The organism is Moritella sp. (assembly GCF_033791185.1).
In the GTDB taxonomy this organism is placed as follows: Bacteria; Pseudomonadota; Gammaproteobacteria; order Enterobacterales; family Moritellaceae; genus Moritella.
In genome coordinates this window covers 17,528-39,888 of record NZ_JASJHF010000008.1, presented here as the reverse complement: position 1 = coordinate 39,888, position 22,361 = coordinate 17,528, and the positions used below count along the sequence as shown (strand labels likewise).

Genomic DNA, 22,361 nt, shown 5'->3' with positions numbered 1-22,361 from the left:
CCCCTTTTCATCCAGCGCTAACGTTGATGGTGATAACTTCACCGCCCACTCTTGACGTAATGGCAAGGATAGCTCGGCACTACCACCAGCTGATAACCTTAAATCGGCATTATCAATTGCGACTTCAATATTGAAAGTATTGGTGGCCGCATTGGCAACCCGTGAAATGTAACGCACTTTACCTGCAACTTCTTCGCCACTGACTAAACGCACATTAGCCACTTGCTGTAATTGCACATTATTAACATCAAGCTCTGTGACATCGGCTTTGACAATCAGTGGGTTAATATCGGCAATTGTCGCAATCGGATTACCTTTTGCTAAATAGTCACCGACTTCCACATGACGTTCATTCAGAATGCCAGAGATAGGCGCTATAATGACGGTTTTTTCTAACTGCAATTCTATGGTGAAGACATCGGTTGACGCATCCATAAGTGCACTTGCGGCTTCGGCTAAACGCGCTTTACCTTGAAAACCTTGTGCTGCAAGTTTCTTTGCCCCTTGATATTCAATTTCACGTTGCTTGTATAAAGTTTTAGCACGCATCAAGAGTTGTGGCAGGTCGTTTTCTTCCATCCGCACAATAATATCGCCTTTCTTGACAAAGCTGCCGCGCTTGGCCAGCACTGCATCTACGCGCCCTGCGATTTCAGCGCCAAGATTAGTTTCACGATCTGCAGCTGTACGACCATAAAGAGAGATAGAACGAGCTACTAACTGCGCATCAAACTGTTGAGTTCGCACTTGGGGAATTGGTTTCTCAACCACAGCTTTGGTATTAGCAGCAACAGCGCCATCAACCTGTATATTATTTACCTGTTCACTACCAGAGCCACTTACCATCCATACTGCAAATGCAATGGCGATGAGTGCTGCTTGAAATAATGGCTTTTTAATCATAGCCAGCGCGGTAAAATTACTCATAATCATTCCTTTGAACATCATTGAATAACTATAATGCAACAAATTTAACAAGATAGGAATGGTTACAAGGTGAAAACAAGACGATCGGTCACAAACATTAAAGAATAAGCTACAAGTACTAATCTTTTTATAAACGAGGAGAGTATAGAGGGGAAATATTCGTACTTAAACTAAGGTTAAGTACGAATTGATAGTTTAAATTCAACCGCTCATTTAGATTGAGAAGCTTGAACCACAACCACATGTTGTTGTTGCGTTCGGGTTGTTCACTAAGAAACGTGAACCTTCTAAGCCATCAATGTAATCAACAGTGCCGTCAACTAAGTATTGTAGACTCATTGAATCAACAACCATGGTTACACCATTTTTTTCGATAACAGTATCACCAAAATTAATCTTTTCATCAAAAGTAAAACCGTAAGAGAAACCAGAACAACCGCCGCCAGTTACATACACGCGTAATTTAAGCGCTAGATTTTCTTCTTCGGTGATCAATTCTTTCACTCTTGCTGCAGCGTTATCACTAAAATGAATGGGTAATACCATCTCATCTGCACTTGCTTCCACAGCGACAGGTGTAACAGCTTGTTCAACAATCTCGTTATTGTCAGCCTGAGTTGCACCAACGTCTGTAAATAGTTCCATATCTGCTCTCACTTAAACTCGATTTATACATTCAATTATCTAATACCTGACTAAATCAGTCAACTATCGTTTGTCGACTCTTTGTTACTGATGCCGATAATGGGCACTTATGAGCCTGAGATCGCATCACTGCTTTGCAATACCGCACTCCAATCAAAATTTTGTGTTAAATTGATAGCTGAATTCCAACGATTACCCTTTACCTTGCCAACAAAGGCGACACGCTCGGGCACAAAACCCAGTGGAAATTTAACCGATGCTTCTATCGTTTGGAAATAACGAAATGAAAATGTTAGCTTTTGCTGATTTTCATCAACCAAGTCACTCCAGCGATATTCAACCGGTTCACCTTCTTCGCTGCCATAGAACACCAAATCGGCGCTGGCTTTAATGTGGCGTTTTTTCTTTTGTACTTGCATCAGTACAATTTTCATAAAGTAATAATCTTCACTGACCTCTGGAATAAATGTCAGGCTTTCTAATTTCACCCCATTTATCACATCTTCAGGCGCCATGATACGTTGGAAAAACACCAATTCACGTTTTAGCTCCGTATTTTCATTAAACATAGTACGTTGCTGCTCGGTTAACTGATCCACTAATATCTGGGTAGTTTGCAGTTCGGCCTCAACTTGTGCTTTCATCTTGCTGGTTTCAGCTAATTCAGTACTAAGACGGGCTATCTCATCGTCTTTAATGGTTATTTTTGCTGCTGACTCCATGCCTTTCAGGTAAGAAAAACCATAGCCCAATAATATTGCTAGCGCGAGTAACACCATGTAACGCGGTTTAATAATCTTAAACATGTCAGCCTTTTTCGTGATGAAGCATAAAAATAAACCACTATTTTAACGATTCCGCCGACGAAAACAAAGACAACTTAGGTACAAGTCGCTAAAAATGTAAAAAAGCTACGATTAAACCACTTAACAGGTATAATAACGGCCTAAAATATTTCTTAATATATCGTCTTTGACAGTAGATAAAAGGATTGCAGATGTCCAAATCAAGCCAACTTTTCACGCAAGCTCAAGCTATTATTCCTGGTGGCGTTAACTCACCAGTACGCGCATTCAATGGCGTTGGTGGTAGTCCACTCTTTATTCAACGTGCCGAAGGCGCTCGCATCTATGATGTCGATGGCAATGCCTATATCGATTATGTGGGTTCATGGGGGCCAATGATCTTGGGTCATAATCACCCAGCTATCAAATCTGCGGTACTGGCTGCGGTTGAAAATGGCTTAAGTTTTGGTGCGCCGACTGAAATCGAAGTGATCATGGCACAAAAAGTACAGTCTATGGTGCCGTCAATGGAACAGATCCGTATGGTTAGCTCTGGTACAGAAGCAACCATGAGTGCGATCCGTCTGGCGCGTGGCTACACCAACCGTGACAAGATCTTAAAATTTGAAGGTTGCTACCACGGCCACGCTGACTCGCTACTGGTTAAAGCAGGTTCAGGCGCACTAACATTAGGTCAACCAAGCTCTCCAGGTATCCCAGCTGACTTTGCTAAGCACACACTGACAGCTACGTTTAATGATTTAGCATCAGTTGAAGCATTATTTGCGGAATACCCAGAAGACATCTCGTGCATCATTGTTGAACCAGTTGCTGGCAACATGAACTGCATTCCACCACAAGACGGTTTCCTACAAGGCTTGCGTACCATCTGTGATAAATACAATGCGGTACTTATCTTTGATGAAGTAATGACAGGTTTCCGTGTTGCAACGGGCTGTGCACAAGCACACTATCAAGTAAAACCAGACCTAACCACATTAGGTAAAGTGATCGGTGGCGGCATGCCAGTTGGCGCGTTTGGCGGTAAATTGGAGATCATGCAACATATTGCCCCAACAGGTCCGGTATACCAAGCAGGTACATTATCAGGTAACCCAATTGCCATGGCGGCAGGTCTAGCAGCGCTTAATGAAATTGATAAACCTGAAATTGCAGCGCAATTAAGTGCCAGCACCCAGCAATTAGCTGAAGGCCTTAAAGCGGCGGCGGCACGTCAGAATATCCCTCTGGCGGTAAACTATGTTGGCGGTATGTTTGGCTTCTTCTTTACAGACCAAGCTGAAATCACTGGTTTTGAAGGCGTATTCAAATGTGATGCAGAACGCTTCAAGCAGTTCTTCCACCTTATGTTAGCAGAAGGTGTTTATTTAGCACCGTCTGCATTTGAAGCGGGTTTCTTATCAACAGCACACAGCAATGCAGATATTGAAGCAACAATTGCAGCGGCTGAACGTTGTTTTGCTAAACTAGCGTAACAATTTCAGCGTTAAAAGTATGATGACAGTAACATTATCATCATTTAATTAAGCCCTATTTTAGGGCTTTTTTGTGCCTTTTTTTTACCTCGTAAAAGTACTAGTCAAAAATAAGTTCAACTACTTTAGTTAAAATCACATAAATAGCGTATTAAACATGATTATTTAACTGCAAAATGTATAATAGCCGACAAAAATAACCGTATATCAACGGTTTTATAAAATTAATATTAGCGCTAAACTTTTTTCCACACCGGCCGAAAGTATTAACCGTGAGTTGATAGCATTAGAATTTAATGAATAAATATCTAATACTAATTAACCAAGGACGCTTGCTGTTACTGTTGCGCGAAATAATTACATAAATGAACATGGACTCATTATGAAAAAACAACTACTTGCACTAACTCTTCTTACCGGTCTTTCAAACAACGTAATGGCTGATGTTATTGGTACCTATTTTGGTGCAGACGTATGGCAATCAGGTGTTGATGGTACCCTTAGCTACAGAGGTGATGATCTTGCTGCCTCTGGTTATGAAGATACTTACAACTACCGTATGTATGTGAAAGTGGAACACCCGATTCCATTAATTCCAAATGCAGCACTAAGCTTCTCGAATGTTGATGTTGAAGGCTCTTCAGCGAGCGAAAATGTTAACTTAAAAACAGTTGATTTCACGCTGTACTATGAATTCCTAGACAATGACATTGTATCACTTGATGCCGGTGTAACATGGCGTCAACTGAACGGTACTTTCAAAGATGGTTCTACTGATGTGTCATTCTCAGGTCCATTACCTATGGGTTATGCTTATGGTGAAGTTGGCCTACCAATGTTCCCACTTAAAGCATTCGCGATGGTAAATGCGATTGGTATCACTGGCGATGTATATGGCGATGCTGAAATCGGTCTGGCGTTCATGCTAAACCCAGGTTATGTACTAGATTGGTCTATCCGCGCGGGTTACCGAATTCAACAACTTGACTTTAAAGTTGATGATGTGAAAGCAGATGCAACAATTGACGGTGTATTCCTTGGTTTAGAAGGTCACTTCTAAGTTGTATTAACAACTCCAAAAATCTGAATGCATAACAACGGCGAGGTGTTTCTATCTTACTAGTAATAGTAAGAATAGAAATAGCTCGCCGTTTTTGGTTTCGCTTTAATGTAACCGCGACCGCTAATTCACAACTAAGCTATCGGCACTACGTAACTTCATGTAATCCCCGAATACCGTTAATGCACCGCTTGAGCCTGTTAAGGTTGAGGTTTTATTATCATCTCGTCCTACCCACACAGTGACGACATCACGATTATCTAAACCCACAAACCAACTATCGCGCAATTTATCGGTCGAGCCCGTTTTACCCGCAAAGTTAATGCCCGGGAACTGCCAACTTAACCGGCGTGCTGTGCCTTGTTTCGCTACCAACGTCATATTATAAATAGTCAGGTCAATATCTTTACGCGCAAATCGACGTTTACCCTTTAAGCTCTGTTGATAGACGAGATCACCGTCTTCATCAACCACGGCCACCAGCGCTGTTAACTTATGATACTCCCCCGCTGTCGCAATCGTTTGGTACATTTGTGAGACTTGGAACGGTGACATATTTAATGCCCCCAACAACATCGATGGGTAATGATTATCCACTTTGTTAATACCCAAACGCTTTAGACTTTCAATGACATTATCAACCCCAACTGCCATGCCTAAATTTACCGTAGGCACGTTAAGCGATTGCATCAAAGCTTGGTACAGCGGCACTTCACCACGGAATTTACGATCATAGTTTTTGGGTTGCCAGTTGTTACCGTACTGGTTATTTAAACGCAGCGGTTTATCGACTAATGGCGAGTTAAGGTCATAACCTTGTTCAAACGCCGTTAAATAGATAGCTGGTTTAACCACAGAACCAATCGAACGCGAGGCATCAAGCGCCCGGTTAAAACCAGCATATTGGGTATTACGCCCACCGACGAGTGCCGTTACTCGACCATATTGACGATCGGTCACCACCACTGCGGTTTCTAAGCCAGTAATTTTTCGGGCCTTCTCTAATCGCGGTAAACTTTCCGTGATCGCCGTTTCAGCCGCACGTTGAGCAAGCGGATCTAAACTGGTAAAGATCTTTAATCCCGATTGATCATACAGTGCATCACCAAAGGTAGTTTTTAACTCACGACGCAGCAAAGATAAAAATGCGGGTGCTTTAGACACACTCATGTGACCGCGTGGGATAATACCCAGTGGTCTAGCAATCGCCGCACGGTATTCAGCAGTACTGATCTTACCGTTCTTGGATAATAGACGAATAATCATGTCACGACGTTCAAGTGCACGTTCAGGATAACGCCATGGATCATAAAACGACGGACCTTTCACCACCGCAACCAGAAATGCCATCTGATCTATGCTCAGCTCTGGTACTGGACGGCCAAAATAGAAGTAACTGGCTAAACCAAACCCATATACACCGTCACTGTAATTTTGACCTAAATAGACCTCATTAAGATAACCGCTTAATACCGCATCTTTACTTAAGCGATAATTAATTAATATCGCCATATAGGCTTCATTAAATTTACGCCAAAGACTGCGCTGGCGCGTTAAGAAGAAGTTTTTCACTAACTGCTGAGTTAAGGTACTACCACCTTGCACTGTCCGTCCAGCGTTCATATTAGCGAAGGCTGCACGAACGATAGCAACAGGCGATACGCCGCTGTGATGATAGAAGTTACGATCTTCCACTAGCAACAAGGTATCAATTAATAGCTGTGGGTAATTCTGTAATTCAACCAAGATACGGTCTTCTTGATTCGGCGCTTGTAACGTATCGAGTAACATGGGATCGAGGTTGACAGAATTAAGGTATTTGCCGGTTTGCTGATCGCGAATACTGACTAAGCGGTTATCAGCAAAAGTCAAAAATAGAGCTTGATTAGGCTCCACTCCGTCAAGATAAGTAAAGCTACGGCGTAATAATTCTATCTTGGTCTTCGACACAGAGAACTGTCCGGCGGTACGTGGTTTGCCGACTTTTAGATAATTAAGTAACTCCAGCTCTTCAACCAGTTTTTGATGCGGTAAAAACATCCCCGGAGTGAGTTCTAAGCTACGCGCATAGATTTGTGCTGGCGTTTTCCAGATTGGGCCAGAAAATCGCGCTTGGATTTTGCTGTCTAAATACATACCATAAAGCACGAAGATAGCTGAAAAAGCCAAACTAAATTTAAGCAGGAAAATGACAAGGCTACGTGTCCAAGGTCGGTTTTTGGCTGGTTTGCTTTTCTTCTTACTGACTTTTCTTGCGGTAGATTTGCTCGCTGTTTTTTTTGCGACTGTTTTTTTCACTGCTGGTTTTGCCGGTGTTTTACGTTTACTGACCGGTTTTTTGGGGTCATCAGTTATGGGACGTTTAGCCAAGGGAAAGGGTCCTAGATATTGCATCAAATACGCTAAAATACGATCGAATAAATACAGCGTAATAAAGAAACGTTAGTTTACCCTGTTCGCTCCCTTCAACTCAACTATTGCAGGGCAGTATTTTCACTACCTGATTACGTTGCTGCGAGCTTGATCCCAAGGGCAACAAAAAATGCCCCAATCAGCGCAATTAAACCCAGCAGTAATAATTGCATCGAGATTGCGCCATGAACTTCCCTAATCCGAATTAAGCGCCTTCACCATATATAATTCATTTTCAGTAAGGTCGTCAATCATTCCAGCTGGCTTTACTATTATTTGCTTAAAGCCATTACGTTTATAAAACCCTATCGCGTTTTCATTCGTTATTATAACAGTTAATTCTAGCTGCTTTAATTTCAGCAGTCGTGCCCACGTCTCGACATGTGCCAATAATTGCCGTCCAAGTCCCTTACCGATACTCGCTTGTTGAATACCGATAACTAAGGCTGCCGTGTTGCTATCACCACTAATATAACCACTTATCCCGATCGCAAAACCCAACAACTTATGGCCATCTTGCTCTATTACATAAAGCACCTGGGTTGCAGAGTTGATAAATAAACCCAGATGTTCACTGAGTTCAATCGCACTATTGTGCTCCCCCATCGCCATAAACGGCGTTTCGTCATCCAGCTGAGAAAATAACGCCGATAAAGCTTGCGCATCACAGACCTTGATCGGCCGAATTATTAACATAAATATTCTCTTATCACACAGAAGATAGTCCCTCTGACAATTGCAAATTAACAATGGCCGGAAACAAGAGTATCATAGCGCATAGCAAACCAGACACTAGCAATGATCCGTGTCTGTTAGTTCAATCTAGTAATGCAATATAACACCAAGGTTTATCAATGCTTTTTATCTCTAGCAACGTATCAATTCCCGATTCAGAAATTGATATTCAAGCCATCCGCGCACAAGGCGCCGGTGGTCAAAACGTCAATAAAGTATCAACAGCGATCCATTTACGCTTTGATATCAAGGCTTCGTCATTACCCGAATTTTATAAAGAAAGGTTGTTGGCGTTAAATGATCATCGCATCACCAAAGATGGCGTGATCATCATTAAAAGCCAGGAGTCTCGCAGTCAGGATTTTAACAAGCAGGTGGCGTTTGAACGCTTGGTTGAATTGATTAAGCAGGCGACAGTGATCCAAAAGGCACGTCGCGCAACCAAGCCGAGTCGTAATGCCAAAAAGAAACGTATGGACACTAAGACTCAGCGTGGAAAAACTAAAAACATGCGCGGTAAAGTTAGCCTGTAACTTGCTCCCAAGCAGCATGGTAATTGTTTAAAGCCAGTTTAAATGCCGCTTGCTGCTTTTTCTCAATCGCCGTTGCAATCGGGATATCCGCTGTCATGGCATTCACCGCACGGCCACGTAAATGTAGTTCATAATGCAGATGTGGTCCGGTAATACGACCACTGTTACCTGATAGCGCAATTTTCTGCCCACGTTTTACCCGCTGACCTTTTTTCACCAAGGCCTTACTTAAATGTAAGAAACGGGTACGGTAAGTTTGGCCGTTTGAGAGTTCGATATATAGCCCCGCATATTTATGATTAAGCACACGCGATACCACGCCATCACCCGTAGCATAAATGGGAGTGCCAATCGGTACCGCAAAGTCAGTACCATTATGCGGGCGTAATAAACCGGTGACCGGATGTAAACGTCTTGGGTTAAAGCTTGATGATATGCGGTATTTACTGCTAACAGGACGACGCACAAAAGCGCGTTCAATACTTAAACCAGCTTCATCGTAATAAGCACCTTCATACAAATACGCACTAATATCACGGCTGCGATTATTAATACTTACCGCATCAATACGATTTTCACCCGTGCGTTCATCACCAATATATTGACGAGACACCAATACTTTAAAGGTATCGCCACTGCGTAAGTCACGGCTAAAATTAATTTTATCTTTTAATAAACGGGCTATAAATTGCGCTTCAAATAACGATAATCCCGCTTTTTTTGCCGAGCCTGCAAAGCTGTATTCAACCTTACCTATGTAGCTGTGTTCACGCCACTCACCATCAAGGGTTATTTGTTCAAATTCAAAGCCATTATCACCCGAACTTTTATAGACCACCTGATGAGCAAGACTGATTTGTAATTCGAGGCGTGTTAACCGCCCTTCAAATTCGGTAAAAATAAGGGTTTGTCCCGGCTTAATACTGTCTAACGCTAATACGTTTAAATCCACTTCAAGGATCTGGTACAAGCTGGTTTGACTTAAACCAAGTTGCTCGAAAATGCCCCCTAAGGTGTCACCTTTTTGGATCACATAGTTAGTTGTTTTTGGATACGATGTTGCAAGTTCTTGCGCTATTGACGCCACGGCCGACTCCGTGACCGTTGAGCTTGCAGCAGTTACTTCGTAAACAGGTGAAGTCAGATCATCGCTGAGTACCGTGGTCGGCGCGATCACATTATCAGTAGAGGCCGCAGGCACTGATGCCAGCTCTAATGATGAATTCACAGTAGTATTGACTTGCGGCTCATCTGTAACAGATGCGGCGTCTACAGTATTACCTGTATCGGCTTTATCAGTCACCGGTAATAGCGCAACAATGCTCAGTAATACGCTGGTTAATAATACCCACATCAACACTAATTTTAATTTATTGTTCGTAATTGACGACATTAATGAATACCCAATTCTCGTGAAAAATAGCCGTAATTAGCATAATAAGGCCGAAATGGTATAACACAACAAAACAAAGGCATAGTATTGATAACGTAAATATGTGTAAATCAGGCTAAAATTTCAACTGAGAAAATTAACTGATAATCACATAGCCCGGATCTATTTGAAAAATGCCCAGTACAATTAATACATTACCAATGACTGTTAGCCAAAAAATACGCTTGAAGCTAATTTTACTTTTTTTGTGAGAAAACAGTTTTTGTGCTACCAATGCGCCCGGCCAACCACCGAGTAATGCCAATACGTGCAATGTTTTCTCTGGAGTACGCCAGTACTGGCGTTTTGCCGCCCATTTATCTTTGCCATATACCAGCAGCGTAATGATGCTTAACACTAAGTAGCTGTAACCAAGCCATACCAACATATACCCGTCCTGTGTATTAAGTTTTGCCAGATGTACAAACGGCAAGCGTAATGCTTGCCGTATAAAGTTACCGAAATTTAGCCCATTCTACTAGAGGCTTTCATTCGTACTTTTTACAAGTTATTACGAACCCATTGTTGTTGCTCGTCACTGTCCATAAAGCTCCATGCTAATATACGGCTGACTTTTTGCCCTTGTGACATTGGGATCACACGGATTTGTTTTGCACCAAGCGCGTGTAGATGTTGCTCAAGTTCTTCGATATGCTCGCCTTTGGAGATAAGGCTAGTAAACCAACATACTTGCTCAGTAAAATCTTTACTCTCTTTCGCCATGTCTTTAACAAAGCGTAGTTCGCCACCTTCACACCACAGTTCGGTATTTTGACCACCAAAATTTAGCTTGGTAGTATCAGTCGGCGCTGCCTTACCTTTATGCAGATTTGTAATTTTACGTTCAGTGCCCGCTGCAGCATCGGCCATTGAAGCATGGAACGGCGGGTTGCACACAGTCACAGCATATTTGTCGTTATATTTAATCACGCCTTTGAAAGTACTACCCGGGGTTTTCTTTAACACGATTTTAATTGCTTTGCTCAAGCTTGAGTTGGCTTGTACGATCACGTTGGCTGTTTTCGCTGCCACTTTATCGATATCAGTACCAACAAAACCCCAACCATAGCTACGATGACCAATAATCGGATAAATACAGTTAGCCCCTGTACCAATATCTAATGCTTTAACACGTTTACCGGTCGGTACTTCACCATCATTGATTTCAGCTAACAGATCGGCGATGTAATGAATGTAGTCGGCACGACCTGGAATTGGCGGACATAAGTAACCCGGTGGGATCTGCCAATTGGGCACTTGGTAAAAATGCGCTAATAAGGCTGCGTTCAAACACACGACCGCTTTATCATCACTAAAATCGACAGTTTCTTCTCCACGCGGGTTTTGCGTAATATACGCCTGTAATGCTGGATATGTTTTAACTAAGGCAGTTAAATCATAACGTCCTTGATGTGGATTACGGGGGTGCAATGTAGCGATTTTTTTAGTCATGATAAATCTTCTTTTATTTTACTGAGACGAACACTGCGGGATAATAGCAGATTCCGATTAATTATTACTGATTTCCTACATATGTTTTTTCACCCGGCGGGTTGGCATCGCCTCGAGTGGATTATCTGGCCAATAATGTTTCGGGTAACGGCCTTTCATTTCTTTTTTAACCTCGTTATAACTGCCACTCCAAAAACCGAGTAGGTCTTGGGTTATCTGCAACGGGCGCTGAGCCGGAGACAGTAATTCAATCACAATCGGCACGCGACCATTGGCCACCGTTGGTTTATTGGCTTGGCCAAACATCTCTTGAATGCGAACCGGTAAACTCGGCGCCTTGTTCTCGCTATAACGTAATTTAATTTTCGACCCCGTCGGCACCGTAAAGTGCGTAGGTAACTCTTTATCCAAACGCTGCTGTAGTGACCAGCCTAACCGTGATAATAACGCCTCCGTGAGCGGTATTTTTTTCATCTGCGCAGGCCCTGTCACCCCAGTTAAGTACGGCAATAGCCAATGTTCTAAATCGGTAAGCAAGGCAGCGTCACTGTAATCAACAAATCCCAATTCCGGCACCCATTGATGTGCGCAACGTAGGCGCGTAAGTAAGGCTTTATGTTGCTCGTTCCACGGCAATACCGCCAACCCTGCTTTACGAATACCGGCAAGCACTGCCGTTTGTTTTTGTGCTGGGGTTATATCCGTTAATACCTGGCGTGATAATACTAATTTACCTAAACAGTGACGCTGTTCAGCAATCAATTTCTGGGCTTTTAAGTCCCATTGCACAAATGCTTGCTGGCTAAATAGCTGCGGTAACCAAGTTTGTAATTCCGCTAAATCGATTTCACATGCGTTATATACCATGGCATCCGCGCCTTGCTCAGTTAATGATAAATCGGCAACCACCAATAATTCGGCACTGCTTAAACCGGTATCCGTCATCAACTTAACCCCCAGTCCGTTGCTCAACATGTAACGCGTCTCTTGACTATAAACAGCCTGACCCGCTTGCCCTCGCCCGACATTAGTACGACGCTGTGCGATACGGTCTGGATAAGCTAATGCTAATAGCAGCCCCGTATAGGCATTGCTGTTCGCTTGCTTGCTGCTGTCTTTGACAAAACTAAAACGTTGCGCCCATTGCTGCGCTTGACGTTGTGCTTGTTTAAATTGCCCTGCCGTCATTTGCTGAAGGGCAAAATCTAAATCTAGCGGTAATCGCTCACTGCCCTCAAGTAAGGCAATTAACCGGCAGCCTAACCAGCTAATACCGGGTAATTCCGTCTCTAACGCTTGCGCCGTTAACAGCATATGTGCTAACCGTGGCGACATACCAAAACCCGCTAACGCTTGGCCATGCTGACTGCAACTTCCCGACTCTAACGCACCTAAATCGGTTAACAAGCCTTCCGCATATTGTATGTTTGCCGTCGATGGTTGATCTAATAACGCCAGCTCAGCAAAGCTATTTACCCCCCACACTTTTAGTTCTAAGCAAGTTGAGGTTAAATCAGCGCTCATAATTTCTGGTTCAATTTGCGCTTCTAAACGACTGTGTTCTTCCTCTCGCCATAAACGATAACAATGACCGGCTTGTAATCGTCCCGCACGACCCGCACGCTGCGTGGCAGAAGCCTGGCTAATACGTCTGGTTTGTAATCGACCAACTCCTGAGCGTGGTGAAAAGCTCACTCTACGTTCAAGACCTGAATCAATAACAACTGAAATACCTTCAATGGTTAATGACGTTTCCGCAATATTAGTCGCCAGCACTATTTTACGTAAACCCGCAGCCAAAGGATTAATGGCCGCTTGTTGCTGCTGTTGCGTCAATTGTCCATACAAAGGCAGTACTTGCAGACGCCCATTAACCAGCTCTTGTAACTGCTGCTGACAGCGCTTAATTTCACTCACGCCCGGTAAAAACACTAAAATATTCCCAGCTTGCTGTTGCAGGGCTAATTTAACCGTGGCAGCAATCGCGCCCGGCAGCGCTTGTTTAATAGTACTGCGTTGCAGTTCCATTGGGTGATAACTATAAGTCACAGGGAAACAGCGCCCTTCAGCCGTCAACAATTGTGCATCAGGCAACATTTTTTGCAGCCCTTCACTATCGAGGGTTGCTGACATGACTAATAATTTTAAATCATCGCGTAGACCCTGCTGGACTTCTAAAGCGAATGCCAAACCGATATCGGCATTGAGTGAGCGCTCATGAAATTCGTCAAAGATAATCAGATCGTAATCGGATAATTCCGGATCTTGCTGGATCATGCGCGTTAAGATCCCTTCCGTCACCACTTCCAAGCGGGTTGATTTAGACACCTTAGTATCACCACGCATGCGATAGCCCACTGCTTCGCCGACTTTTTGCTGTAACTGCGCGGCCATAAACACGGCAATATTACGTGCCGCAAGACGCCGTGGTTCAAGCATCAAAATACGGCCACTGAAGATATTTTCTTGCAGCAGTTTTAATGGTAATAGCGTTGATTTACCCGCTCCCGGAGGTGCCTGCAAAATAATTTGGTTGGATGATTTTAAGGCCGTAAACAAACTCGGTAATACGGACGTGATCGGTAACGCTGCCACACAGGCCTCTCTGGATAAAATTAATTAATCAGTAATGCGCAGGATTTTACCCTAAAAACGCCATTCATAAAATTTAAGTCTATTATTTATAAGGAATAGCAAAAGGAACTTACTATGCACTTGTCTATGAGTATCTATCTACCTTTATTTTTACTGCTCAGCTATAGCAATATCGCAGCTGCGCATCAGGGCTTTTGGTCAAAAACCTATACCATTACTCATCAACTTACCAATGGTGAAAGTATTGCCAGTGCCAAACAAATCATGCACGAAAAAGCCCGTATCAAAGCCAGTTTTGATATACGTGAATATCAATTAAAAAACAAACCAGTAGATCTCACTAACTACAAACAATATGTGCCGATTATTCAAGCCGCTTACATTAATATCACCCCGCAAAATAAACCACAGATAGTCAAAGATAAAGATGTCTATAAAGGCCAAGTATTTGTCGTACAGCAAATACGCGCCACCTTTGACGAGCATTACATTGGTGAAAGTCTGGCGATATTACGTAATAATCTCAGCACAGAAAAAAGTCTAATCACCCTAGATAATGAGTTTGATAACCATTTAAAAAACTTAGGCGAGATAAAATTAGCGATTGCCGAACAGCAAATTTCAACCCAGCAAAGCGCAAGATTGATCCGCCAACAAGATCATGAAGTCAGGCAACTCAGTTCAGCGCTTGATGATGTAAAACGACTGTTTGCAGCGCACGGTCGTCCTCCCCAATTCTCTCTCGCCCAATTATTAAAAGTACGCGACAGTATTGACACTGAAATTATTGACCCCATCCTGAATACCAAAGTGCAAACCCGCATTACCAATGTCGAAGAACTCAGCAACGGCAATGTCAAAGTACAGGTGCAAGTCGGCTGGAAGCTGCCCTTACATCACATGCGCATATTACATAAATATACCCGTTCAGCCGATGTTACAGCACCGGGAGGCAGTTCCTCTTACCTAAAACTATCCCGTTTTTATAATGAAAAAGAGCGCGCGCCATCAGTATTATCTGCCAATATTTATAATTACCTTGCCAACCAAAAGATCTACTTCGATATTTCTATCGGTAGTCAACATCAGCAATTGGGCGTGCTTTACCCGAACGGGGGCGATATAATGAATAACTGTAATAATCCACTCGCACGAGATGCCGGCCATGCGGATAAAACTTCAGTGTGCCTGGTTGAGCAAGTATTTAATGACCAACAGATCTTATCCCAACCCAACATCGCTAACCCGCTAACCTTCACACTCAACGCCAATGAAATTAATGGCCAACTGACCGTCAATGTACGCCAAGTATGGCAGAAAGCGGGGGCTAATGAAGACAAAAAATGGCGTCGTGATCTTTCTAAATTCAATTAATTGGCAATCCATGAATACCTAACCTTGATAGCCCAATTCACGGTTAGGTATAGCTTTATGGCTGAAAAATTATTATGCTCTCGATTGATTCCCAACCGATTGAGCAGACACATGCAGTATCCTAGTCCGTTACAGCCCGCAACATTAATTAAACGTTACAAACGCTTTTTAGCCGATGTCATTCTTGAAAATGGTGAAGAAGTAACGATTCATTGCGCCAACACAGGAGCTATGACAGGCTGTGGTGATACTGGCGATATCATTTGGTATTCGACATCTGATAATCCAAAACGTAAATACTCACGCTCTTGGGAACTCACTGAAAAAGCCAACGGTGATATGATCTGCATTAATACTATCAAAGCCAATCAACTCGCCAAAGAAGCCATTGAATTAGCCGTCATACCACAATTAAGCGGTTATGAAACTCTGACCACTGAAGTAAAATACGGCGATGAAAATAGCCGTATCGATATTTTGCTCGACGACAGCCAGCAGGGCAAATGCTATATCGAAGTGAAAAGCGCCAGTTTATTAGAAGATGGCTGTGGTTATTTTCCTGATACTGTTAGTGTTCGTGGCCAAAAGCACCTGAGAGAACTGATGGCTGTAAAGAAAAACGGACACAGAGCGGTACTATTATTTGTTGTTCAGCACACCGCAATTAAGACGTTAAAACCTGCGAAACACTTAGATAAAGACTATAGTGATCTTGTTAAGCAGGCCATTAACCAAGGAGTTGAAGTATTCGCATACGCGAGTGCAATAGAAACAGACAGAATTTCGCTGGTAGAACAAATTTCATTCAACTGTGATTGAGATCACGGCCAACCTAACCCGAAAGAGGGTGTTAGTGAACAATTTACCAGTTTAGTTTGCGCAGTTTGTGTGTTTCTGGTATTTATACCGCCGATAAATATTGCTTAGCAGTGCTCGGTAATATTACGGCGTAATGCGGACTAGGAGAGATAGCATGCCTGAAGCGAAAAAATTACTCGGTGTTTTAGCCATCGCAGGTGTAGAAGCTTACCAAGAACAACCTGGTGAAGAATACATGGGCGAGAAGCAACGCGATCACTTTAGAAACATTTTAAGTGCTTGGCGTAATGAGCTACGGGAAGAAGTTGATCGCACAGTGGTTCATATGAAGGATGAAGCGTCAAACTTCCCAGATCCTGTTGATCGCGCAGCCCAAGAAGAAGAGTTTAGCTTAGAACTTAGAGCGCGTGATCGTGAAAGAAAACTGATCAAAAAAATCGAAAAAACACTTCAATTAATTGAAAATGATGAATTCGGTTTTTGCGACACTTGCGGTATCGAAATTGGTATCCGTCGCTTAGAAGCACGACCGACTGCAGAACAATGTATTGACTGCAAAACGCTTTCTGAAATTAAAGAAAAGCAAATGGTTGGCTAATCAGTTTCCACTGACATGATATTATTGAGGGCTTATTAGCCCTCTTTCTAGTTATAGCCTTTTTTAATTGAAGAACCCAATTTATGTCCAATAGCTATGTAGGACGCTTTGCGCCCTCACCTTCAGGACCATTACATTTTGGCTCACTGATCGCTGCTGTTGGCAGCTACTTACAAGCAAAAGCTAACCACGGTACTTGGTTAGTGCGTATTGAAGACCTTGACCCTCCACGCGAAGTCGCTGGTGCGGCAGCCAATATCTTAACCACCCTTGAAGCCTTTGGTTTACACTGGGATCGTGAGATTATGTATCAAAGCCAACGCACTACCGCTTATCAAGACGCCATCGCTTTCCTTAGCCAGCAAAATTTAACCTATTTTTGTGATTGTACTCGTAAGCAGATCCAAGCTAAAGGCGCTTTTTATCAAGGCCAGTGCAAACATAAGCAGCTTACTGCAGGCAATGCCGCGTTACGGTTAACGACAACCACACCCGTTGATTATTTTATTGACGAACTCCATGGTAAAATAGATATTAATAAAGCGCTGGCAGCAGAAGACTTTATTATTCATCGTAAAGATGGCCTGTTTGCTTACAATCTTGCTGTCGTGGTAGATGATATTGAGCAAGGTATTAGCCAAGTGGTGCGTGGTGCTGATTTGATCGAACCAACAGGACGACAACTATATCTGTTTGCGCTATTTGGCCAACCCGCGCCATCATATTTACATTTACCGTTAGTCAGCAATGCCGATGGTTCTAAATTAAGTAAGCAGAATCATGCACCAGCTTTGGATACCAGTCAGGTAAAAAAACAGTTGATTGCGGCATTTAAATTCTTAGCATTACCTATTTCTGCTGAGCTGCAAGATCTTTCTATCCCGCAACTTTTACAATGGGGAACAGAACATTGGTCCGTCAAAAACCTACCGAGACAGAAATCAATCGTATTAAACCTCTAAGGAAAAATTAATACTAAATTTCTTCAACAATCTTTGTCATTTTACCAGTGCAGCGCTATTATATGGCGGCACAAATAATTCAACCTATTTTAATATTAATTCGAGGTGTACCATTTTCACTCAAATCACTAAATTCTGTAAAAATATACTGAGCAGAAAGCAGATAGATCAAACGCCAGATGTGCAAGAAACCACTTCTGCAGCAGCGTCAAAGATACGCGAAGATCGTGATGCACAGAGTCAAAAAGCACCTGAAAAGACTCGTTCTACTAAGGCTGCGGCTCCTGCTCCTGCACCAGTTGTGTTACCAGACACACAGAATCTAGGATTACATGAGCTGAAATTGGAAAAGGGCCAACACCCAGTAAACCATAATTTAATTAGTGAGAACGCCCTAAAAGTACTCTATCGTTTACACAAATCAGGTTACCAAGCGTATCTTGTTGGTGGTGGCGTTCGTGATATTTTTATTGGTCAAGAGCCAAAAGATTTCGATATTGCGACTAATGCTGAACCAGAACAAATCAAAAAATTATTCCATAACTGTCGCTTAGTTGGCCGCCGTTTCCGTCTTGCTCACATCCTATTTGGCCGAGACATGATTGAAGTAGCAACCTTCCGTGGTCATCACGTTGAAGAAGAAAACCAACAAACGTCAAAACAGTCTGATGGCGGTATGTTATTGCGCGACAACGTCTACGGTACTATCTGCGAAGATGCGGAACGCCGTGACTTTACCGTTAATGCGCTTTATTACAACATTGCTGACCGTGCAGTGTATGACTATGCTGGCGGCCTTGCCGATTTACAAAGCAAGCAACTGCGTTTAATTGGCGACCCTGAAACCCGTTACCGTGAAGACCCTGTACGTATGTTACGTGCAGTACGTTTTGCGGCTAAATTAGACATGCAAATTAGCCCAGAAGCTGCAGCGCCAATCAAGCAACTAGCAAGCTTGTTACAAAGCATTCCATCAGCGCGTTTATTTGAAGAAACCTTAAAACTGTTTTTAAATGGTCAAGGCTTAGCGACGTACAAATTGATGAAAGAATATGGTTTATTCCAACCATTATTCCCGCTAGTCAGTAAATATCTGAATGAAGACGGTTCAAGTAACGGTGATAAGTTCATCGAGATTGCACTCGAAAATACCGACAACCGGATTAATGCTGGTAAGCGTGTAACACCGGCTTATTTATATGCCGCTATGTTATGGTATCCACTAGAAGCGTTAGCTGAAGAACGTGTGATTGACAGTGGTCTTAATTACAATGATGCCTTGTTATTAGCGATGAATGACGCGCTAGATTCACAAACTAAGAGCATTGCCATCCCACGTCGCTTTACCTCAACAATCCGTGATATCTGGCATTTACAAAGCCGCTTACCACGTCGTCAAGGTAAACGAGCAGAAAAAGCTTTCGAGCACTTAAAATTCCGAGCGGGTTTTGATTTCTTAGAAATGCGCGCTGAGATCCAAGGTGGCGATTTAGTTGAGGTAACACAATGGTGGCGCGATTACCAAAGTGCTAATGCCACTGGCCGCCAGACGTTAATTAAAGAACTAAATGCTCCTGCAGGTAAAAAAACACGCCCACGTCGCGTGAAAAAGAAAAAACCGGCAGGTGAAACGAGTGAGTAATATGCTTGAAAATAATAACAACTCAAGTTATACCCGTTGTTATGTGGCGATTGGCAGCAACCTTGCCGATCCAGTCGCACAAGCACAAGAAGCTATCGTTGCGCTACAAACATTAATCCAGAGTCACTTGGTAGCGGTATCCTCTCTTTACGCGAGTAAACCGATGGGACCTCAAGAGCAACCTGATTATATTAATGCCGTTGCCTGTATTGATACTTGCTTGGCGCCGCTTGCATTGCTTGATGCGCTACAGCATATTGAGAATGAACAAGGCCGTGTACGTAAAGAGCATTGGGGGGCAAGAACCCTCGATTTAGATATTTTACTATACGGTGATGACATTATGAGTACGCCACGTTTGACAGTGCCACATTACGGCATGAAAGAACGTGAATTCGTACTTTATCCATTAGCAGAAATAGCACCACAATTGCAATTGCCTTGTGGCCAAGCATTGTCGACGTTACTTGAGGGCTGTCCTCGTAACGACTTAGCTATTTATCAAAACATAGAGTAATGTGAAGAAGGATTTCCAATGAGTAAAGTTACCGTATCTAAACTGCTTAAGATGAAAGAAGCAGGCCAAAAATTTGCCAGTATTACTGCTTATGATGCGAGTTTTGCTGCATTATTTGACGAAGTCGGGGTACCAGTATTATTAGTTGGTGACTCGATGGGCATGGTATTACAAGGCCACAATGATACGCTACCTGTTACCGTTACAGATATTGCTTATCATACCCGCTGTGTACGCGCTGGTGCAACGAAGGCGTTAGTTATCGCTGATATGCCATTCATGAGTTATGCCACTAAAGAACAAACCTTAACCAATGCCACCACGCTAATGCAAGCCGGTGCCAATATGGTTAAAGTAGAGGGCGGTGAATGGTTAGTTGAAAGTGTCGCGGCGTTAACTGAGCGCGGTATTCCAGTGTGTGGTCACCTTGGCTTAACACCGCAATCAGTACATGTATTTGGTGGTTTTAAAGTACAGGGCCGCGCGCAAGATAAAGCCGATGAAATGGTTGAACACGCACTATCATTACAAGCCGCTGGCATCCAACTGTTAGTAGTAGAGTGTATCCCAGCACCACTAGCAAAACGTATTTCTGAAGCCTTAACAATCCCAGTGATTGGCATTGGCGCAGGTCGCGATACCGATGGTCAAATCTTAGTAATGCATGATGCATTCGGCATTTCGAAAGGCTTTGTGCCTAAATTCTCGAAAAACTTTTTAGCTGAAACAGGTGATATGCGTAACGCTGTTAACGCCTATATCGATGAAGTTGCCACACAAACGTTCCCTGCCGATGAACACATGTTCTCATAAATGACATGAGCGCATAAATTGATAAAGGCGGCGATAAGCAAATAGTTAAATCTGCCCGCCCCTTTTTCAACTTACACTACCCATTTTATTAGGTAATTCATATATGGATATTATTGCAAATATTGACGTGCTTAGAGAGCAAGTTATCGCTTGGCGTCGCCAAGGTCTATCTACCGCATTTGTGCCGACCATGGGTAACTTACATGATGGTCATTTAACGCTGGTTAAAGAAGCGCAAAAATACGCAGACCGTGTGGTCGTCAGTATCTTTGTTAATCCAATGCAGTTTAACCAAGCTGCCGATTTAGCTGCTTATCCACGCACCTTAAACGAAGATTGTCGTGCACTGCAAAGTGTTGATACCGATTTAGTCTTCACGCCAAGTCCTGAGCTGATATACCCACACGGTTTAGCGTCACAAACCTTTATTCAAGTACCAGGTATTTCCGAAGTGCTTGAGGGTGCACACCGTCCAGGTCATTTTAATGGTGTATCGACTATCGTGGCTAAATTATTTAATTTAGTACAACCTGACGTCGCATTATTTGGTGAGAAAGATTTCCAGCAATTGGCGTTAATTCGCCATATGGTGGCCGATCTTGCAATGCCAATTCAGATCGTTGGCGTACCGACTGTACGTGAAGAGTCTGGTTTAGCCATGAGCTCTCGTAATGGCCTGTTAACTGACGAAGAGCGCGCTGTCGCACCATTACTGGCAGAGGTAATGCAAGCGGTTGCAGCTCAAGTTTCTATTGACGCGACGGCGAATCAAACCTTAGTAGCACACGCGACAGCACAACTGAATGCAGCTGGTTTCAACACCGATGCTATTGATATTGTTGATGCTGATACTTTAACGACGCTCACTGAAGCCAGCCAGCAAGCGGTTATTTTAATGGCGGCATTTTTAGGTAAAGCCCGTTTGATCGATAATAAAGTGATTAAACTAAGCTAACAATTAGCGCAATTGCGCTAATTAAACAAATACGCTACTATGGTCATCGGTACATATTTTGTACGGTATTTTTTTTGTACAGTATATAGTCATAAACTATTAATGGAATGGGTTTTAGAACAATGCAAACCACAATGCTAAAAGGTAAGTTACACCAAGCGCGTGTTACACATGCCGAATTAAACTATGAAGGTTCATGTGCCATCGATCAAGACATGCTTGATGCATCAGGGATCCTAGAATATGAAGCAATCGATATCTACAACATTGATAATGGTGAGCGCTTTTCAACTTACGCTATCGCAGGCGAACGCGGTTCGAAAATCATTTCTGTGAACGGTGCTGCAGCACGTAAAGCCGCAGTAGGCGACCGCATCATTATCTGTGCGTATGTGCGTATGGACAATGAAGCAGCGAAACAACACAAGCCTTCACTGGTTTATCTTGACCAAGTGAATGATATTGTTCGCACAAGTAACGACATTCCAGTACAGGTTGCGTAGTTAGCAATCCGATACGGAATAATAAAAGCCAGCGTTAAGCTGGCTTTTTTATGCCTGTAATTTAATAGCAGGTAAAAAAAAGAGCGCATAGCGCTCTTTTTTGTCT

21 protein-coding genes are annotated in these 22,361 nt (G+C 42.9%); 12 read left to right on the top strand and 9 right to left on the bottom strand.

Going from position 1 to position 22,361, the window contains the following annotated elements:
• The 3 genes from QNK26_RS00530 to QNK26_RS00520 form a co-directional block, all read right to left on the bottom strand.
• The coding region (locus QNK26_RS00530) for an efflux RND transporter periplasmic adaptor subunit (protein WP_319220310.1) at nt 1-927 on the bottom strand (927 nt) is incomplete at its 3' end.
• 213 nt (nt 928-1,140) lie between these two features.
• Nucleotides 1,141-1,473 (bottom strand): iron-sulfur cluster insertion protein ErpA, encoded by a 333-nt coding sequence (erpA, locus tag QNK26_RS00525; RefSeq protein WP_319220312.1) that lies wholly within the window; start codon nt 1,471-1,473, stop codon nt 1,141-1,143.
• Between the two features lie 206 nt (nt 1,474-1,679).
• The gene (locus QNK26_RS00520; protein ID WP_319220309.1) at nt 1,680-2,378 is read right to left on the bottom strand and encodes a DUF6776 family protein; all 699 of its coding nucleotides are present in this window, start codon (nt 2,376-2,378) and stop codon (nt 1,680-1,682) included.
• A 191-nt stretch (nt 2,379-2,569) separates the two neighbouring features.
• Between QNK26_RS00520 and hemL the strand changes: the two genes are divergently transcribed.
• Together hemL and QNK26_RS00510 are read left to right on the top strand one after the other, a co-directional pair.
• Nucleotides 2,570-3,853 (top strand): glutamate-1-semialdehyde 2,1-aminomutase, encoded by a 1,284-nt coding sequence (hemL, locus tag QNK26_RS00515; protein WP_319220308.1) that lies wholly within the window; start codon nt 2,570-2,572, stop codon nt 3,851-3,853.
• A gap of 382 nt (nt 3,854-4,235) precedes the next feature.
• A complete protein-coding gene (locus QNK26_RS00510; protein ID WP_319220307.1) occupies nt 4,236-4,913 on the top strand; it encodes a TIGR04219 family outer membrane beta-barrel protein in 678 nt (225 codons plus the stop codon).
• A 123-nt stretch (nt 4,914-5,036) separates the two neighbouring features.
• On the opposite strand, the gene mrcB is transcribed toward QNK26_RS00510, so the two are convergent.
• Both mrcB and QNK26_RS00500 read right to left on the bottom strand, forming a co-directional pair.
• Nucleotides 5,037-7,283, bottom strand: a complete 2,247-nt coding sequence (gene mrcB / locus QNK26_RS00505) for a penicillin-binding protein 1B (protein WP_319220306.1) — start codon at nt 7,281-7,283, stop codon at nt 5,037-5,039.
• A gap of 237 nt (nt 7,284-7,520) precedes the next feature.
• The gene (locus QNK26_RS00500; protein WP_319220305.1) at nt 7,521-8,021 is read right to left on the bottom strand and encodes a GNAT family N-acetyltransferase; all 501 of its coding nucleotides are present in this window, start codon (nt 8,019-8,021) and stop codon (nt 7,521-7,523) included.
• 158 nt (nt 8,022-8,179) lie between these two features.
• On the opposite strand from QNK26_RS00500, the gene arfB reads away from it, so the two are divergent.
• The gene (gene arfB / locus QNK26_RS00495) at nt 8,180-8,593 is read left to right on the top strand and encodes an alternative ribosome rescue aminoacyl-tRNA hydrolase ArfB (RefSeq protein WP_319220304.1); all 414 of its coding nucleotides are present in this window, start codon (nt 8,180-8,182) and stop codon (nt 8,591-8,593) included.
• On the opposite strand, the gene QNK26_RS00490 is transcribed toward arfB, so the two are convergent.
• The 4 genes from QNK26_RS00490 to hrpB form a co-directional block, all read right to left on the bottom strand.
• Entirely contained in the window at nt 8,583-9,986 is a 1,404-nt protein-coding gene (locus QNK26_RS00490) for a peptidoglycan DD-metalloendopeptidase family protein (RefSeq protein WP_319220303.1), read from the bottom strand. The two genes, arfB and QNK26_RS00490, sit on opposite strands and share 11 nt — an antisense overlap.
• 136 nt (nt 9,987-10,122) lie before the next feature.
• Nucleotides 10,123-10,413: a DUF1294 domain-containing protein gene (locus QNK26_RS00485; protein ID WP_319220302.1), complete on the bottom strand. Its 291-nt coding sequence runs from the start codon at nt 10,411-10,413 to the stop codon at nt 10,123-10,125.
• A gap of 113 nt (nt 10,414-10,526) precedes the next feature.
• The gene (rlmF, locus tag QNK26_RS00480; protein WP_319220301.1) at nt 10,527-11,477 is read right to left on the bottom strand and encodes a 23S rRNA (adenine(1618)-N(6))-methyltransferase RlmF; all 951 of its coding nucleotides are present in this window, start codon (nt 11,475-11,477) and stop codon (nt 10,527-10,529) included.
• Between the two features lie 75 nt (nt 11,478-11,552).
• Entirely contained in the window at nt 11,553-14,072 is a 2,520-nt protein-coding gene (gene hrpB / locus QNK26_RS00475; RefSeq protein WP_319220300.1) for an ATP-dependent helicase HrpB, read from the bottom strand.
• Between the two features lie 114 nt (nt 14,073-14,186).
• Here hrpB and QNK26_RS00470 point away from each other — a divergent pair, with 114 nt between their 5' ends.
• The 9 genes from QNK26_RS00470 (at nt 14,187) to panD (ending at nt 22,255) form a co-directional block, all read left to right on the top strand.
• The gene (locus QNK26_RS00470) at nt 14,187-15,446 is read left to right on the top strand and encodes a sugar fermentation stimulation protein (protein ID WP_319220299.1); all 1,260 of its coding nucleotides are present in this window, start codon (nt 14,187-14,189) and stop codon (nt 15,444-15,446) included.
• 111 nt (nt 15,447-15,557) lie between these two features.
• On the top strand, nt 15,558-16,265 hold the full coding sequence (sfsA, locus tag QNK26_RS00465) for a DNA/RNA nuclease SfsA (RefSeq protein ID WP_319220298.1): 708 nt from the start codon (nt 15,558-15,560) through the stop codon (nt 16,263-16,265).
• Between the two features lie 154 nt (nt 16,266-16,419).
• Nucleotides 16,420-16,863: an RNA polymerase-binding protein DksA gene (gene dksA, locus QNK26_RS00460; RefSeq protein WP_319220297.1), complete on the top strand. Its 444-nt coding sequence runs from the start codon at nt 16,420-16,422 to the stop codon at nt 16,861-16,863.
• An 83-nt stretch (nt 16,864-16,946) separates the two neighbouring features.
• Nucleotides 16,947-17,825 (top strand): tRNA glutamyl-Q(34) synthetase GluQRS, encoded by an 879-nt coding sequence (gluQRS, locus tag QNK26_RS00455; RefSeq protein WP_319220296.1) that lies wholly within the window; start codon nt 16,947-16,949, stop codon nt 17,823-17,825.
• 181 nt (nt 17,826-18,006) lie between these two features.
• The gene (gene pcnB, locus QNK26_RS00450) at nt 18,007-19,467 is read left to right on the top strand and encodes a polynucleotide adenylyltransferase PcnB (protein ID WP_319220295.1); all 1,461 of its coding nucleotides are present in this window, start codon (nt 18,007-18,009) and stop codon (nt 19,465-19,467) included.
• Between the two features lies 1 nt (nt 19,468).
• A complete protein-coding gene (gene folK / locus QNK26_RS00445) occupies nt 19,469-19,984 on the top strand; it encodes a 2-amino-4-hydroxy-6-hydroxymethyldihydropteridine diphosphokinase (protein WP_319220311.1) in 516 nt (171 codons plus the stop codon).
• Between the two features lie 18 nt (nt 19,985-20,002).
• The gene (gene panB, locus QNK26_RS00440; protein ID WP_319220294.1) at nt 20,003-20,797 is read left to right on the top strand and encodes a 3-methyl-2-oxobutanoate hydroxymethyltransferase; all 795 of its coding nucleotides are present in this window, start codon (nt 20,003-20,005) and stop codon (nt 20,795-20,797) included.
• A gap of 103 nt (nt 20,798-20,900) precedes the next feature.
• On the top strand, nt 20,901-21,752 hold the full coding sequence (gene panC / locus QNK26_RS00435; protein WP_319220293.1) for a pantoate--beta-alanine ligase: 852 nt from the start codon (nt 20,901-20,903) through the stop codon (nt 21,750-21,752).
• A 122-nt stretch (nt 21,753-21,874) separates the two neighbouring features.
• The gene (gene panD, locus QNK26_RS00430; protein WP_101060654.1) at nt 21,875-22,255 is read left to right on the top strand and encodes an aspartate 1-decarboxylase; all 381 of its coding nucleotides are present in this window, start codon (nt 21,875-21,877) and stop codon (nt 22,253-22,255) included.
• Nucleotides 22,256-22,361: the final 106 nt, after the last annotated feature.

Excerpts from the sequence above, each read along its gene's own strand:
- erpA (WP_319220312.1), bottom strand. The coding sequence starts at position 1,473 with ATGGTATTACCCATTCATTTTAGTGATAACGCTGCAGCAAGAGTGAAA.
- QNK26_RS00520 (WP_319220309.1), bottom strand. The coding sequence starts at position 2,378 with ATGTTTAAGATTATTAAACCGCGTTACATGGTGTTACTCGCGCTAGCA.
- hemL (WP_319220308.1), top strand. The coding sequence starts at position 2,570 with ATGTCCAAATCAAGCCAACTTTTCACGCAAGCTCAAGCTATTATTCCT.
- QNK26_RS00510 (WP_319220307.1), top strand. The coding sequence starts at position 4,236 with ATGAAAAAACAACTACTTGCACTAACTCTTCTTACCGGTCTTTCAAAC.
- QNK26_RS00500 (WP_319220305.1), bottom strand. The coding sequence starts at position 8,021 with ATGTTAATAATTCGGCCGATCAAGGTCTGTGATGCGCAAGCTTTATCG.
- arfB (WP_319220304.1), top strand. The coding sequence starts at position 8,180 with ATGCTTTTTATCTCTAGCAACGTATCAATTCCCGATTCAGAAATTGAT.
- QNK26_RS00490 (WP_319220303.1), bottom strand. The coding sequence starts at position 9,986 with ATGTCGTCAATTACGAACAATAAATTAAAATTAGTGTTGATGTGGGTA.
- QNK26_RS00485 (WP_319220302.1), bottom strand. The coding sequence starts at position 10,413 with ATGTTGGTATGGCTTGGTTACAGCTACTTAGTGTTAAGCATCATTACG.
- rlmF (WP_319220301.1), bottom strand. The coding sequence starts at position 11,477 with ATGACTAAAAAAATCGCTACATTGCACCCCCGTAATCCACATCAAGGA.
- QNK26_RS00470 (WP_319220299.1), top strand. The coding sequence starts at position 14,187 with ATGCACTTGTCTATGAGTATCTATCTACCTTTATTTTTACTGCTCAGC.
- sfsA (WP_319220298.1), top strand. The coding sequence starts at position 15,558 with ATGCAGTATCCTAGTCCGTTACAGCCCGCAACATTAATTAAACGTTAC.
- dksA (WP_319220297.1), top strand. The coding sequence starts at position 16,420 with ATGCCTGAAGCGAAAAAATTACTCGGTGTTTTAGCCATCGCAGGTGTA.
- gluQRS (WP_319220296.1), top strand. The coding sequence starts at position 16,947 with ATGTCCAATAGCTATGTAGGACGCTTTGCGCCCTCACCTTCAGGACCA.
- folK (WP_319220311.1), top strand. The coding sequence starts at position 19,469 with ATGCTTGAAAATAATAACAACTCAAGTTATACCCGTTGTTATGTGGCG.
- panB (WP_319220294.1), top strand. The coding sequence starts at position 20,003 with ATGAGTAAAGTTACCGTATCTAAACTGCTTAAGATGAAAGAAGCAGGC.
- panC (WP_319220293.1), top strand. The coding sequence starts at position 20,901 with ATGGATATTATTGCAAATATTGACGTGCTTAGAGAGCAAGTTATCGCT.
- panD (WP_101060654.1), top strand. The coding sequence starts at position 21,875 with ATGCAAACCACAATGCTAAAAGGTAAGTTACACCAAGCGCGTGTTACA.